General features: G+C 32.9%; 15 protein-coding genes and 2 pseudogenes. 6 read left to right on the forward strand and 11 right to left on the reverse strand.

Going from position 1 to position 14,131, the window contains the following annotated elements; translation table 11 throughout:
* Positions 1 to 15: 15 nt before the first annotated feature.
* Positions 16 to 1,446: a S41 family peptidase gene (locus C8N41_RS08340; protein ID WP_249033260.1), complete on the reverse strand. Its 1,431-nt coding sequence runs from the start codon at positions 1,444 to 1,446 to the stop codon at positions 16 to 18.
* Between the two features lie 165 nt (positions 1,447 to 1,611).
* On the opposite strand from C8N41_RS08340, the gene C8N41_RS08345 reads away from it, so the two are divergent.
* From C8N41_RS08345 to C8N41_RS08360, 4 genes are read left to right on the forward strand one after another with little or no spacing between them, the layout of a single operon-like run.
* Positions 1,612 to 2,121 (forward strand): RNA polymerase sigma factor, encoded by a 510-nt coding sequence (locus C8N41_RS08345; protein ID WP_092443928.1) that lies wholly within the window; start codon positions 1,612 to 1,614, stop codon positions 2,119 to 2,121.
* Entirely contained in the window at positions 2,108 to 2,599 is a 492-nt protein-coding gene (locus C8N41_RS08350; RefSeq protein ID WP_115838936.1) for a hypothetical protein, read from the forward strand. Before C8N41_RS08345 ends, C8N41_RS08350 begins: the two co-directional genes overlap by 14 nt.
* A 13-nt stretch (positions 2,600 to 2,612) precedes the next feature.
* Positions 2,613 to 3,182 carry a DUF4252 domain-containing protein gene (locus C8N41_RS08355; protein ID WP_092443924.1) on the forward strand — a complete coding sequence of 190 codons (570 nt, stop codon included), beginning with the start codon at positions 2,613 to 2,615 and terminating at the stop codon, positions 3,180 to 3,182.
* Positions 3,183 to 3,195: 13 nt separating this feature from the next.
* Positions 3,196 to 3,741: a DUF4252 domain-containing protein gene (locus C8N41_RS08360; protein ID WP_115838937.1), complete on the forward strand. Its 546-nt coding sequence runs from the start codon at positions 3,196 to 3,198 to the stop codon at positions 3,739 to 3,741.
* Positions 3,742 to 3,754: 13 nt separating this feature from the next.
* Here C8N41_RS08360 and C8N41_RS16810 read toward each other — a convergent pair whose 3' ends face one another.
* The 3 genes from C8N41_RS16810 to C8N41_RS08370 all read right to left on the reverse strand — a co-directional run bounded on the left by C8N41_RS16810 (position 3,755) and on the right by C8N41_RS08370 (position 6,010).
* On the reverse strand, positions 3,755 to 3,982 hold the full coding sequence (locus C8N41_RS16810) for a hypothetical protein (protein WP_147298944.1): 228 nt from the start codon (positions 3,980 to 3,982) through the stop codon (positions 3,755 to 3,757).
* A 12-nt stretch (positions 3,983 to 3,994) separates the two neighbouring features.
* Complete coding sequence (gene purB / locus C8N41_RS08365; protein ID WP_115838938.1) at positions 3,995 to 5,338, reverse strand: adenylosuccinate lyase; 1,344 nt, start codon at positions 5,336 to 5,338, stop codon at positions 3,995 to 3,997.
* Between the two features lie 84 nt (positions 5,339 to 5,422).
* Positions 5,423 to 6,010, reverse strand: a complete 588-nt coding sequence (locus C8N41_RS08370; RefSeq protein ID WP_115838939.1) for an adenylosuccinate lyase — start codon at positions 6,008 to 6,010, stop codon at positions 5,423 to 5,425.
* Between the two features lie 52 nt (positions 6,011 to 6,062).
* Between C8N41_RS08370 and C8N41_RS08375 the strand changes: the two genes are divergently transcribed.
* Both C8N41_RS08375 and C8N41_RS08380 read left to right on the forward strand, forming a co-directional pair.
* Positions 6,063 to 6,536 carry a heme-binding domain-containing protein gene (locus tag C8N41_RS08375; protein WP_115838940.1) on the forward strand — a complete coding sequence of 158 codons (474 nt, stop codon included), beginning with the start codon at positions 6,063 to 6,065 and terminating at the stop codon, positions 6,534 to 6,536.
* 80 nt (positions 6,537 to 6,616) lie between these two features.
* Positions 6,617 to 7,849: a glycosyltransferase gene (locus tag C8N41_RS08380; protein ID WP_115838941.1), complete on the forward strand. Its 1,233-nt coding sequence runs from the start codon at positions 6,617 to 6,619 to the stop codon at positions 7,847 to 7,849.
* Positions 7,850 to 7,856: 7 nt separating this feature from the next.
* On the opposite strand, the gene C8N41_RS08385 is transcribed toward C8N41_RS08380, so the two are convergent.
* The 7 genes and pseudogenes from C8N41_RS08385 to C8N41_RS08410 form a co-directional block, all read right to left on the reverse strand.
* Positions 7,857 to 10,814, reverse strand: a complete 2,958-nt coding sequence (locus C8N41_RS08385) for a DUF7619 domain-containing protein (protein ID WP_115838942.1) — start codon at positions 10,812 to 10,814, stop codon at positions 7,857 to 7,859.
* A gap of 156 nt (positions 10,815 to 10,970) precedes the next feature.
* A pseudogene (locus C8N41_RS17250) lies at positions 10,971 to 11,680 on the reverse strand (aromatic aminobenezylarsenical efflux permease ArsG family transporter).
* A pseudogene (locus C8N41_RS17145) lies at positions 11,681 to 11,938 on the reverse strand (nitrophenyl compound nitroreductase subunit ArsF family protein); the annotation flags it as partial.
* Positions 11,939 to 12,139: 201 nt separating this feature from the next.
* Positions 12,140 to 13,114 (reverse strand): permease, encoded by a 975-nt coding sequence (locus C8N41_RS08395; RefSeq protein WP_115838943.1) that lies wholly within the window; start codon positions 13,112 to 13,114, stop codon positions 12,140 to 12,142.
* Positions 13,107 to 13,514, reverse strand: a complete 408-nt coding sequence (locus C8N41_RS08400; RefSeq protein ID WP_115838944.1) for an OsmC family protein — start codon at positions 13,512 to 13,514, stop codon at positions 13,107 to 13,109. Before C8N41_RS08400 ends, C8N41_RS08395 begins: the two co-directional genes overlap by 8 nt.
* A gap of 11 nt (positions 13,515 to 13,525) precedes the next feature.
* The gene (locus C8N41_RS08405) at positions 13,526 to 13,762 is read right to left on the reverse strand and encodes a thioredoxin family protein (RefSeq protein ID WP_092443904.1); all 237 of its coding nucleotides are present in this window, start codon (positions 13,760 to 13,762) and stop codon (positions 13,526 to 13,528) included.
* Between the two features lie 52 nt (positions 13,763 to 13,814).
* Positions 13,815 to 14,120, reverse strand: coding sequence for an ArsR/SmtB family transcription factor (locus C8N41_RS08410; RefSeq protein WP_115838945.1), 306 nt, complete (start codon positions 14,118 to 14,120; stop codon positions 13,815 to 13,817).
* Positions 14,121 to 14,131 lie beyond the last annotated feature (11 nt).

Below are 14,131 nucleotides of genomic sequence, written 5' to 3' on the forward strand. Positions count from 1 at the left end.
AAATAGAATTTCTTACTAATCGATGTGCATGTCTTGCTGAAGAGGAGTTATTGGCATTCTTATTTCTTCGAGTTCTAAAGAAAAACTTTCGCTTAGATTTGCAGGTCTGCCAGATCCAGTAATGTCTGCTAAGGCAGCTGCTAAGAGCGGTTCGTTAACATCACCTAAAACACCCAAATTAGTGATAGATTCTGAAAGTTCAATGTCTGGAATTAAACCTGTAGAAGGCACTAATTCATTGTTTATATTAGTAGAGTTAGCAACTAATGGTTGTAAAGCGTATGTGTGACCTGTATTTGCTTCTGAATCAGAAAAAAGTGTAGGAGAATCATAAACTGTTCTAGAAGCTTGTGTTTTTCCCACGGTATTCTCACCAATAACGACAACGTCTATATAAGGGCTTAAACTGTTTATTACCAATTCGCTTGCTGAGGCTGTTTGTCTATTTGTTGTTAATACATACACGCGAGACAGATTGAGACTATTTATAGAATTACCATTAATAGAACCTGTAAATACGTATTCTGTATCATTGTTAGATAAATTATCATTATAAAATAATTTAGAAAAGACTTGTCCTGTAAATTGACCAGTTACCATGCTTCCCAAATACGCGGCAGTTTGCACAGAACCACCTCCATTGTATCTTAAATCTATAACTAATTCGGTTACACCAGCAGCATTAAATTCAGCAAAGGCATTATTTAACTGGTTATCAAACTCACTTGTAAAACCGTTATACATTAAATAACCGACAGAGATACCTCCTACATTTAAAACATTTGTTTTGTGAACAGGATTTTCGGTATATGAGACTTTGCTAAGACTTGCGCTATTACCAGATAAAGTTACAGTATCATCATCAGAAATGTCTGGAGTTCCGTTATCTGAGTAAGTTGCCAAATTTAAAGTGTAAGATGTAGCACTTAATAAGTTAATATAATTGCTGGCTGTTAAATTTTCACCATTAACTGCTCTAAAAAAATCACCACGTTGTAGATTTAAGCTTTCAGCAGGACTATCAGCCAAGACCAAAGTTATAACGCCAAAAATTTCTGCGCTGCTACCTGGTACATAATACAAATTAAATTCAATACCATTACTAAGAGATGTGCCTGATAGTGCATTTTGCAAATCGTAATAATTGCTGTAAATACCACTAAATCGATCTATTTCGTTTGGTAGATATAAAAGGGATTCAAATAATTCTTCGGGAGACGCATAACTATTTAAATACGTTTCATATTCGTCTATACTTATAAAACGATCATCCGCTAAATTAGGTATTTCAGATTTGTATAAATAGACATAATTCATAGCTTTCCATACAAAGTCGTTAAGTTCTAACGTCGTCGCTGGAATAATATTATCATCCATGTCGTCATAACAACTTGTCATTGCTAATAAGGTAAAACAAGCAAGTAATAAAGTTTTAAAATTTTTCATAGTCATTTTTTTAATGTGTAGCAATTGTTTTTTCTCTTTCAGTAAAACTCTAAATTTACTCACAATATTATAAAAAAAAGAAATCTTTGTAACAAAACCTAAAGTGTATCGTCGTAATTATGAAGGAGAGTAAAATTGACTTCATCAACCAATCAATTAAAAGTAATGAAGCAAGCAGATTTTGTAAGCTTAGTAATGCCATTTAAAGATAAAGTGTTTCGTTTAGCAAAGCGATTATTGGTGTCTCGTGAAGAAGCCGAGGACGCAACACAAGAAATACTTTTGAAATTATGGAAGAATAACAAAAAGATTGGTGATTATAAAAATGTTGAAGCGTTTTCCATGACGATGACTAAGAATTTTTGCTTAGACCGATTAAAATCAAAACAAGCATCAAATTTAAAAATTGTTCATAGTAATTATACCGATAACAATACGTCATTACAACACCAGGTGGAAGCTAAAGATAGTGTAGATTGGGTGTCTAAAATTATGGAAGAGTTACCAGAACAACAAAAAATAATTGTGCAATTAAGAGATATTGAAGAGTATGATTATGACGACATCGCTAAAATGTTAGACATGAATGAAACTGCGATTCGCGTCAATTTATCGAGAGCACGAAAAACAATACGAGAAAAATTAACTAATACACATCAGTATGGTATTAAATAATATAGAAAAATTAATAGAAAAGTATCATAATGCCGAAACCTCTATAAAAGAAGAAGCGCAACTAAAAGCATATTTCAATGGAGATTCTGTAGCGCCCGAGTTTGAGCATTACAAACCTATGTTTCAATACTTTTCACAATCGCAAAAAGAACAGTATACCAAAGACGTTCCATTAAAATCTAAGAAAACAACATTGTATCAATGGATTTCTGTCGCAGCTGTTGCCGTTCTAATGCTTGGTTTAGTTGTACCAAGTTTTATGGGTCCTACCGAAGCAGAAAAACAAGAAGCTCTTTTGGTTTATAACCAAACCATGGAAGCTTTTAGTTTAATCTCTTTAGGGATGAATGAAGGAAAAACACAACTAACAAATCTAGCTTTAGTAGGTGAGAACATTAATGAAGGTGCTCAACAAGCCAGTAAACTAGGAACATTTAGTACAATAACAAACAAGATTTTAAAAAACAATTCAAACTAAAAAAATTAAAAAGATGAAAAAATTAATAATAATTACAGCCCTTTTACTGACGCCAGTTTTAACCTTTGCTCAAGGCATATTTGATAAATATGAGGATTATGAAGAGGTCGCTTCTTTTGTAATTAACCAGAAGGCCTTTAGAATGTTAGCTACTATAGATATGGATATTGATGATCCAGAAGCAAAAGAGTTTATGGAAATGGTGAAGAAAATAACAGGTCTTAAAGTATTTACCACAGGTGATGATAAAGTATCTACAGATATGAAATCTACGGTTAATTCTTATTTGAAATCCACGAAACTTGAAGAGTTAATGCGATTTAAAGATGGTGGACAAACCGTAAAGTTTTATGTAAAAGAAGGTAAAGACGAGAACCACGTTAAAGAATTATTGATGTTTATGACAGGTCTTAAAGAATTAACCGAAGGACAGGATATAGAAATTAATGGTAAAAAACGTGTGTTTGAAACCGTAGTGTTGTCTTTAACGGGTGATATTGATTTAAGACAGATTTCTAAAATCACTAATTCAATGGATATTCCTGGAGGTGAGCAGTTAAAGAAAGCTGGAAAAAAACAATAAACAGACAAATCACATGATACAATCAATCAAAAAATCAATAGTAATGTTGCTTTTGGTTACAGCTTTTACAAGTTGTAATCAAGGGCCTACATTGCAAACCTATTATGTAGATAACGAGTTAAAACCCGGTTTTGCATCGTTTGATGTACCTACGAGTTTTATTAATGTTGAAAAGGTGGATCTCACCGAAGAACAGGAAGAAGCATACAATTCCGTAGATAAATTGAATGTATTAACATTTATGACCGAGGATACCAATGCTGAAGAATACAAGTTAGAATTAGCTAAAGTAAATACCATTCTAAAAGACTCTAAATACGAAGAGTTAATTCGCGGTGGAAATCCTAAAGACGGAAAGTTTGTAGTGAAGTTTTTAGGTGACTTAGATAACGTGGATGAACTTATATTATTCGGACATGCCAAAAACAGAGGCTTTATCATTGCTCGAGTTTTAGGTGATGACATGAATGCCAATAAATTAATATCCTTAAGTTCTGTTTTAGAAAAGGCAGATTTTGATGAGAATCAATTGAACGGATTAACAGATTTCTTTAAATAATCTGACTATTATGTTAATGAGAATCGTCTTGAGGAGTGTCTTCAAGACGATTTTCTTTTTTGTCGTTTTTATAAGCGTAAAACATTGCGGTAACAAATAAAGCAGCAAAACCTATAAACAACGTTGCTTTTACAATAATATAATCGAGAACATCAAATAAGCCTGCCATAAACATGCTTAGTGCTATAATAGTAACACAGCACAAAACAATAGCGTCTGTAGATTTTGGAATAAATTTCACAATGTTCAAAAATTAAATACCAGTATAATTGCTTGGTGTTATCGCTTTTAATTCTGTTTTAATAGCATCAGAAATCTCTAAGGTATCAATAAAATTAGAAATAGATGTTTGCGTAATCGCTTCGTTCGTTCGCGTTAAGCCTTTCAAAGCTTCATATGGATTTGGATAGCTTTCACGTCTTAAGATCGTTTGAATCGCTTCCGCGACCACAGCCCAATTATTTTCTAAGTCTTGTGCAAATTTAGGTTCGTTCAATAATAATTTTCCTAAACCTTTAACGGTAGATTTAAACCCAATAAGGGTATGTCCAAAAGGTACACCTACATTCCTTAAAACGGTACTATCTGTTAAATCGCGTTGCAATCTAGAAACTGGTAGTTTTGCAGAAAGATGTTCAAAAATAGCATTGGCAATACCTAAATTCCCTTCACTGTTTTCAAAATCTATAGGATTTACTTTATGTGGCATTGCAGAACTTCCAACTTCTCCAGCTTTTATTTTTTGTTTGAAATAATCCATTGACACGTAGGTCCAGATATCTCTATCTAAATCAATGATAATGGTATTAATACGCTTTAAAGCATCAAATAAAGCAGCGACATGGTCGTAATGCTCAATTTGTGTGGTTGGAAAAGAATGATGCAAGCCTAATTTTTTTTGAACAAATTTAGTTCCAAAGGCTTTCCAATCAATGTTAGGATAAGCGACTTTATGTGCGTTAAAATTTCCTGTGGCACCACCAAACTTAGCAGCGCTAGGCACGTCGTTTAATAAGTTGAATTGCTCTTTTAATCGTACTGCAAAAACCTCAATTTCTTTACCTAAGCGTGTAGGTGAGGCTGGTTGTCCGTGAGTTCTTGCTAACATTGGGATATCTGCCCAATCTTTTCCTAAACCTTCTATTTTTTCTAATAAGGCATTATATTCAGGAACATAGACATCATTCATAGCATCCTTTATACTTAAAGGAATAGCTGTGTTATTTATATCTTGAGAAGTTAATCCGAAATGAATAAATTCTTTATAATCAGATAAACCTAAAGCATCAAATTTCTCTTTAATAAAATATTCAACAGCTTTAACATCATGATTGGTAACTTTTTCAATCTCCTTTATGGCTGAAGCGTCAACCGCTGTAAAATTTTTATAGATAGCTCTTAAATCTTCAAAAATAGAACTAGACACCGCATCTAATTGCGGTAGAGGTAATTCACATAAAGCGATAAAATATTCAATCTCTACTAAAACACGATATTTAATCAGTGCTTCTTCTGAAAAATAATTGCCTAAAGCTTCAACTTTAGATCGGTATCTACCATCGATTGGTGAAATTGCATTAAGAGGAGAAAGTGCCATGTATGTCAGTTTTTTTGAAGTGGTAAATATATGGAAGTAAGTTTGAAGTTTGAAACGCCAAGCACGAAGTTTTTTCGATATTTACTAACTCCGAATTTTAAAGTTCTGACGGTTCTTTATCTTCTTTAGAATATGCTTAGCTCTAGCTTTAAAACCTGAACTTTGCATTTCATAATCGCGTTCTAGAATAATGGCGAGTTCCGGATGAATCCAGTCATACTCTGTACCCAAAAGATATAAGCTATTCATGCTATACGCTTTGGGCGCAATTTTTTCGTCATTAATCATCCAATCAAAACATGCGGCTACAATATTTTCTTTATGGGTTTGAGAGAGTTTGGTTTTTATTAGATTTTCCGTTTTAGAATAATGAGCTGTCGTTAAATATTCGCATATCTTAGCTACTGGCCTTACAGAAGAATCTAAATGAACTTTTCCCATATGTGCTGTAAACGTATGGAGATGCGGAATTATAGCATTGAGATTTTTACCACACATAAACTCTAAAACCCATGCAGCTCTACACGAAATTTTATCATTCACTTCAAAGAGAATATCTAAAAGTGGAGTAATTAATTCTGGATTGTCAATAACCAAATTAGCATACTTTAAGCGCATTTCGCGCGAATGGTTGACGTAGTTTAATTCTTTATAAAGTTGTGCTTTTGTCAATTGAAAATTGGTTATTTTTAGTCCCTAACATGCGAGTTAAAATTAATCAAATATGAAGATTATAAAAAACATACTGTGGTTTCTTTTATTAGCCTTTGGAATTGCTCAATTTTTTGGACCTGAAAAAAATGAAGGAGATTTAGCATCTGTAGATGCTTTTTTTGAGGACACCAATCCACCTGATGATGTAAAGACGATTTTAAAAAACGCATGTTTAGATTGCCATAGTGATACAACCCGTTACCCTTGGTATAGTCAAATTACACCTGTAAATTATTGGTTAGCAAATCATATTAAAGTGGGTAAAAAACATTTTAATGTTTCAAAATGGAACGATTATGATGATAGAAGAAAAGATCATAAACTTGATGAACTAATCGAAATGGTTGAGCGTAAAGAGATGCCATTAGAAAGTTATACGTGGGTGCACAGCGAGGCTAAATTATCCGAGGATCAAATCGCAGCCATTAATGAGTGGGCAAGTACCGTACGATTAAAATATGTGTTTCTCAAAGAAGCTCAGTAAATTCATTATTTTAAATCAGAAGTGCTAATATGTATCATATTTAAGTATAATAATACTAGAAATAGAATAGTTTTGCTTTAATGAACAAAAAAATACTCGTTATCGGTTTCGTTTGGCCAGAACCCAAAAGTTCTGCAGCTGGCAGTCGTATGCTACAATTGATAACGCAATTTCAAAATCAAGGATATGAGGTATCGTTTTCTTCTGCGGCTAAAATGTCTGACAATACGTTTGATTTAGATACCATAAATGTTAACACCAAACCGATTCTTTTAAACGATTCGTCTTTTGATGTATTTGTAAAAGAATTACATCCGGATGCTGTGTTGTTTGATCGTTTTATGACGGAAGAACAATATGGTTGGCGCGTTTCAGAACAATGTCCTAATGCATTACGGATTTTAGATACCGAAGATTTTCATGGCTTACGAAAGGCTAGGGAAGTGGCTTTAAAACGAAATGAAGTGGTTACGTTAGAGCATCTTCAAAATGATACGACCAAACGTGAGATAGCTAGTATTTATCGTTGTGATTTGAGCTTAATAATTTCTGAAGCAGAACTAGATATTTTAACCAATCAATTTAACATTGATGCAAGTTTGCTATATTATTTACCGTTTCTGCTAGAACCTATTTCTGAAGAGGATATAAAACTCTTACCAAAATTTGAAGCACGACAACATTTTGTAACCATCGGTAATTTTCTTCACGCACCAAACTATAATGCGGTATTGTATTTAAAACAGACGATTTGGCCTTTAATACGGCAACAACTACCAAAACTAGAACTACATATTTATGGATCTTATGAGTCTCAAAAAGTGACCCAACTTCATAAACCTAATGAAGGCTTTTTTATTAAAGGTTTTGCGGAAGATGTGAATGACATCATGAAAAACGCCAAAGTTTGCTTAGCGTCTTTACGTTTTGGGGCAGGACTTAAAGGCAAACTAATTGACGCGATGCAAAACGGAACTCCTTGTGTTATGACGAATATTGCAGCCGAAGGTATGTTTGGTCAATTAGATGTCAACGGTTTTATCTCCGATAACCCAAAAGACTTTGCTAAAAAAGCTGTCTTACTTTATAGTGACGCTGAAACCTGGGAACAAAAACAACAACAGGGTTTTAAAGTGATGCATAAGCGCTTCAATAATGTAAATTTTGAAAAAGCATTTGCATCCAAACTAATGGAACTTTCTAAGGATATAAATGCACATCGCGAAAACAACTTTATCGGACAATTATTTATGATGCAATCCATGCAAAGTACCAAATATATGAGCAAGTGGATTGAAGCTAAGAATAGATAAAACTATGCTATAATTTTACAATCTTCTTATTCATTTCTCCAAAAGATGTTTTCAATTTTAGCATGTAAATACCGTTCTTTAGTTTGCTTAAGTCTAGTTTATTTAGAGATTCCGTTTGTTCTATTATTAATTGACCAGACAAAGTATACAGTGAAATTGATTGTAATAAATTTGTGCCTTCAATGTTCAAAATATCTGTAACAGGATTTGGGTAAATTTGAATGGCGTTTATACTGTTTTTATCGGTATGTAATCTTTCGTTTACAATTTCAGTAGAATAAGTATTCGTAACAATTGGAAAATTATAATCAAAGTATATATCAGCCGTGCTTTCAAAGGTGTTTCCTAAATCTAAGGTTGATAGTGTTTTAATCTTAAATACAACATACCCATCATTGTTGGCATCATCAAATGGGAGTTCAATGTTTTCAAAAATAAATTCAACCTCATTATTGTTTGTTATTTTAGTACTATAAATATGACTACTATCTAGAGGTATAAAACTAGAGCTATCAAATTTTGTTTCATCAAGTATAGTTTTAACTACAATATTTATAGCAGAGGCAGAACCAGTATTTTCAAACCTAATTAAGTAATGTACATATGTTCCAACTTCGTCTTCAAGAATTTGTGGACCTTCTAAACAAGTTATATCATTTGGGTCAAAAGAGTTAACAACCAATTGTTTAAGACCCATGCTGTTATCACTAATAAATTCATCATTTGGAATAGGATTTATTCTCGTATCAAAACTTAAAATATCCGCATTATTTAAGGGGAATGTTAAGTGCGTTGGCGGATTGAGATTCATTGTAACAAGAATAGATCTGTTCTCAAAAGGTTGTAGATTGTTATAATCCCATGACAATAGGTTTTCATTTTGACTTGTTACAGCAGGCACAGACGACACTAGATCCATAAAGTCGTCTTCAAAAGTGAACGTGACATTTCCTGATAAAATTGTATTTCCAACATTTTTATATACAATCTTATAAGTTGAATCAAAACCTGGACGAGCTGACGATAATGGAATAATATAAACCTGTAAATCATTCTTTATGCCATTAGGAGTAATACAAAAATCCTGAATATAAGGACTGTTTTCATCTGGGAAATTTACAGCAATATTTTCTGGACTAATTGAAAAGTAATCTTCATTAACAAACTTTGGCGTAATGGTGTAGTTTCCCACTTCTAGTGGAATGCTATAACTTCCGTTAATGTTTGAAATGCTAATCCCTTCAACGTTACCGTCTGAAATTGAGTACATTAAATTAGGAAATGGTGTGTCAGTGGCATCGCAGCCATCAGAATTAGAATCGAATTTATTTTCTCCTTCTATAACGAAAAACTCACCTCCTGGTACAAAGGAACAATAAGTGTTGATGTTGCAATTAGTGGGAATAAAATCACTAATGTAGTTTAGTTCGCCTTCATCAACACAGATATATGCTAGATTGGGCACATTGGTTAATGTGGGATCACTCAAGAAATTAACAGATTCCATGATGTCCCCGTTTTTAATGTTTATATTAAAGAGATTTACGTTATTATAAATACTAAAACTCTCCACTGTTGTGGTGCTTAAGTCTAAAGAAGAGAATTCTGTATTGCTTAATGATAAATTTCGAATTGTATTATTTTGTAAATTTATATTTGTCAATGGATTTGAACTTAAATTTAAGTTACCTGTAACCGCAGTATTAGTTAATTCAAAATTGTCTAATTGATTTCCTGTAAATAAAATATCCTCTACGGTTTCTAGTAGAGGTAAATTGACACTAGTTAATTGATTGTTTTTAACATTTAAATCTACGGCATTAACTAAACTTGGGAGGTTTAGTTCTGTCAATTGATTATTTGATAGACTGATACTTCCGTCAATTAAATTTGTTAAATCTATGGTGTTTAAGTCATGATTTGTTGTGTTCACATACAGACCACCAGTTTCTAAAGCGCTTAAATCAATATGTTGCACATCTCCACCAATCGTTATGTCGCCTGTTTGAAGGCTTGGCAAGCTAACAATTGGAGAATCAAATGATAGCGTGATATGACCATCGACATTGTTGAGGCTACTTAGATTGACATCCATGAGATTACCATTAATAATAAGGCGTTCAACGGAATATTCTAAACTTGATAAATCTATAGACTCTAGATTATAACTCTGAATACTAATCTCATCTGATGACGTTATATAGACTTCATTAGAAACTACGTTGCTCAAATTTAAATCCGTTATAGTATCGTTACCGATAAATCTAAAGCCATGGATATAGGTTAAGTTACTTAAATCGATATCTAAGATATTGTTATAATTAATAATCATAGATTGGTTAACCGTAGTTAGATTAGATAAATTGATACTCATAGGTAGAACTGAGTCATTATTTGTAATATATAAGCTACTACCAATGCTAGTGAGACTGTTTAAGTCTAAGTTTATAGCTGTGTTAGATGTCGTTGCGTTATATCGGTAGGTAAAACGACCTCCAACGGTTGTTAAGTTTAATAAATCAATAGATTGTAGGTTAGGATTTAAATCAAAGGTTACATGTCTAGTAACAGATGTAAGTTGCCCTAAATTAATAGACGTCAGATTGGGATTGCTTGAGATTTCTAATTCACTGATTTGAGAAATAAAGCTTAAGTCTATAGTATTTAAATTTGTGTTTTCGAACAAAAGTTCATTTAAATTAGTAAAAGCCGCTATCCCTTCTGCTGATGTTGCTAAGCAATTTTCATTTATTTCTAGCATAAAAACAGCTTCAGCTTCAGAAACTTGTATTTCTCCATCGTTATTGGTATCTACAACAGATTCTGGATATCCATCGTTGTTTAGATCAGCACAGATAGAGCTTACTAAGTAATTTTTGAAATTTGGATCTTCAAAAGTCACGTTTTGACTAAATAAATCTAAAAAGCAGAATAGTAAGAATGATGTAAGAAAATGGTTTTTCATTGGATAGTAGCTTGAGAGACAATAATAAACATATTTAGTTTAAACTTTAAACATCAATTCATTTTTTTCGATTAACTACAATATATAAATACATCGATTAATTAAAAGGAGATAGAAAAAGGTATTGTGACTAAGGCCTTATATTCTTATCGTAAATTATGCTAGTATCCCAGTAAATATAGCCACATAATATAACCCAGTGATAATAAAAACAACACCAGCCACGATACGCATGACTTTTTCAATTTTGGTGATTTTGTTATAAAATATGCCAACTTTTCCAGCAGTATAGGCTAATAAATACGTAAATAGAATTACTGGTAATCCTGTACCAAACGCGAATACCATCGGTAAATAAAGACCATCTGCAGACGCAATAGTCATGGGAATAAGCATTCCAAAAAATAAGGCTCCACTATAAGGGCAAAATGCCAAAGCGAAAACAACTCCAATCAAAAATGACCCTAATACCCCTTTATCTTTAAATTTTTCGGATAGTCGTTCTTGAAAATTAGATGTTCCTAAGAAATTGAGTTTAATAATATTGAGCATTATTAAACCAATAATAATAATAATGGCCCTAAATATTTTTCACCATTTTGATTGAAAAATCGCGCTATATGAAACTTACTCGCACCAAAGTATAAAATTAATCCAATGGCAGTATAACTAAAGCCTCTTCCGAGTGCATATAATAAGCCGTTTAAAAATACATTTCGTTTGCTCGAAATATTTTTAGAGATAAAGGCGGTCGCTGTTATGTTGGTTGCCAAAGGACACGGACTAATGGCAGTCATTAGTCCGAGTATTAAGGCTGATAAAATGGGAATGTTATAATTTTCTAACAGTGCTTTTAGAAACTCCATTTAGAGTGTTTTTAATTGGGTTTCAATTTTAGATTTTAGTGCTTTAGAAAAAACATCTTGATCTGTACCATTCATAAATGCAAATTCGGTTAAATCTATCTTGTTTTCACTTCCGTTTTTAATCACATTTAGAATTAAAGCGGTTCCTGATGCTTCAAATTTTTCAGCTAGTTTTTCATTTTTTTCATCATCTACATTTATGACTTGGAAGCTAATTTTATCCGCTTTTAATTCGTGCGAAAAATAAGTATCTAATGTGAATTTCGTGTAGCCTCAATAGCCTTACACGTCATACACCTGTGTGTAGAGTGGAAGTCCATAACCTCTATTTTAGAAATTGATTGATCTAAAGCTGAATTGTCTTTTTTTGTTTCATCAACACAGGATGTCAGTATTAAACTTTGAGTTATAACTACTAACAAGTGAAATGTTTGTCGCATAATTTTATTGATTTATAGTTTATAATAATATGTTGAATACAAAGCCGGAAAGTATAATACACAGCGTCACGACACCAAAAAAGATGGCAATCAGTTTTAAGGACATTACTTTTTTTAGCAAGGTGGCTTCAGGAATAGATAAGCCTACGGTTGCCATCATAAAAGCTATAGCAGTTCCTAAAGGAACACCTTTGGCTACAAAAACTTCTATGACTGGCACAATACCTGCGGCATTAGCGTACATGGGCACAGCAATGATAACGGCAAGAGGAACGGTCCACCATTCTCCACCTCCTAAATAGTCATTAAAAAAGTTTTCGGGCACATAGCCATGCATCGCCGCACCAATGGAAATTCCTATAATGACATAAAGGAGTACACCTTTTACAATATCCCAAGCACTATTTGTAATTTCAGGTAAGCGTTGGTAAAATGTTCTTTTCTCTTCTTGAAATTCGGCCTGTTGCATGTTGTTATCAAGAATCTGTTTTACCCAATCAGACAATAAAGGTTCAAGATTGAATTTACCAAGCAGCCAACCTCCAATGGTTCCTAATAAAATACCTGAGATAACATAGATTAAGGTTGCTTTTAAGCCAAACATACCAATAAACATCGCTACGGCAACCTCATTGACTAATGGTGAGGTAATTAAAAAGGAAAAGGTAACACCCAAAGGAATGCCTCCTTGTACAAAACCAATAAAAAGTGGTACTGAAGAGCAGGAACAAAATGGTGTTATGGCTCCAAAAATCGAAGAAAAAAAGTATTCTAAACCGTATAGTTTTTTCCTGTTCAGGTAATTTTTTAGGCGTTCAATTGGGAAGTAGGTATTTACAATGCCCATGATGAAAACGATAACGAAAAGCAGAATCAGAATTTTGATGGTATCGTATACAAAGAAATTAAGAGCAATTCCTAAATGTGTTTCTGTACCAATTCCAAATACGGAATAGATTAACCAATCGGCGAAATGTTGTAACCAATCAAACATCGCTTTGTGTTTTAATAGCGCCAGAAATAGTACAGGTTAATTTTATGGTATTATAAATGGTGCCGTGTTTCTCAATGTTCTTTTTTAGCAAATCGACATTCAATTTCTCATCGTTACTGTAAATGGTTAACTCATAATTGATATTATCCATTCGTGGAGGATGCTCAAGACGAGTGGCATTAACCTTGAGTGTGGTTTTTGTATAATTGAATTTCATCATCTCTGAAAAACGTTCCACATTTTTAAGCATACACGCTGCAAATGATCCTAAGAATAATTCTGCCGGATTGGGTAAAACGTCTGCTGTTTTTGATGTGGTTCCAAAAGCGATGTCCGATGCTTTAATATGAATAACAGCATCTTCATTTGAAAACGAAGAAGCGTTGACTTGATAGTTCATAACATTGCATTTTAATTTAACAGTGCCAATACTTCAGCTTTTGAAGGTACTCGACCTTTAATAGTAATCACATCATCGATGACTAAAGCAGGTGTGGACATGACATTGAATTTCATGATTTCCATAATATCTTCAACTTTTTCAATGGTGGCCTCAATATTGTTTTCTGATACGACATCGCTTACGACGCTGGTCATTGATTTACACTTTGGACAACCTGTTCCTAATATTTTAATTACTTTACTCATAATGCTAGTATTTGTTTATCGCCAATAGACGATATGGTTATTAAAAAAAATATCAATCAAAAAAATCTTGAAACAAGGATTTGGCAATTTTCCAATTCTCTTGATTAATACAGTATTTTATTTTAGGCGATTTTAATTCACCTTGAATTAAACCCGCGTTCTTTAATTCCTTTAAATGTTGAGACACTGTAGATTGTGCTAATGGAAATACATCAACCAAATCTCCAGTAAAGCAACACGATTGACTTTGTAAGTGTTTCAAAATAGCGATTCGTGTTGGGTGTCCTAAAGCTTTAGCAAACTTTGCTAAGGCTTCTGTATTTTCTTTATATGCTATAGTTTCTAAAGTTCTTTTCATATCTCTTATCG

It is taken from the genome of Winogradskyella sediminis (assembly GCF_003387355.1).
GTDB lineage: Bacteria > Bacteroidota > Bacteroidia > Flavobacteriales > Flavobacteriaceae > Winogradskyella > Winogradskyella sediminis.

Coding starts and splice junctions, on each gene's coding strand:
- C8N41_RS08380 (WP_115838941.1), top strand. CDS start 6,617: ATGAACAAAAAAATACTCGTTATCGGTTTCGTTTGGCCAGAACCCAAA.
- C8N41_RS08385 (WP_115838942.1), bottom strand. CDS start 10,814: ATGAAAAACCATTTTCTTACATCATTCTTACTATTCTGCTTTTTAGAT.
- C8N41_RS08395 (WP_115838943.1), bottom strand. CDS start 13,114: ATGTTTGATTGGTTACAACATTTCGCCGATTGGTTAATCTATTCCGTA.
- purB (WP_115838938.1), bottom strand. CDS start 5,338: ATGGCACTTTCTCCTCTTAATGCAATTTCACCAATCGATGGTAGATAC.
- C8N41_RS08355 (WP_092443924.1), top strand. CDS start 2,613: ATGAAAAAATTAATAATAATTACAGCCCTTTTACTGACGCCAGTTTTA.
- C8N41_RS08405 (WP_092443904.1), bottom strand. CDS start 13,762: ATGAGTAAAGTAATTAAAATATTAGGAACAGGTTGTCCAAAGTGTAAA.
- C8N41_RS08400 (WP_115838944.1), bottom strand. CDS start 13,514: ATGAACTATCAAGTCAACGCTTCTTCGTTTTCAAATGAAGATGCTGTT.
- C8N41_RS08345 (WP_092443928.1), top strand. CDS start 1,612: ATGAAGCAAGCAGATTTTGTAAGCTTAGTAATGCCATTTAAAGATAAA.
- C8N41_RS08360 (WP_115838937.1), top strand. CDS start 3,196: ATGATACAATCAATCAAAAAATCAATAGTAATGTTGCTTTTGGTTACA.
- C8N41_RS08340 (WP_249033260.1), bottom strand. CDS start 1,446: ATGAAAAATTTTAAAACTTTATTACTTGCTTGTTTTACCTTATTAGCA.
- C8N41_RS08410 (WP_115838945.1), bottom strand. CDS start 14,120: ATGAAAAGAACTTTAGAAACTATAGCATATAAAGAAAATACAGAAGCC.
- C8N41_RS08375 (WP_115838940.1), top strand. CDS start 6,063: ATGAAGATTATAAAAAACATACTGTGGTTTCTTTTATTAGCCTTTGGA.
- C8N41_RS08350 (WP_115838936.1), top strand. CDS start 2,108: ATGGTATTAAATAATATAGAAAAATTAATAGAAAAGTATCATAATGCC.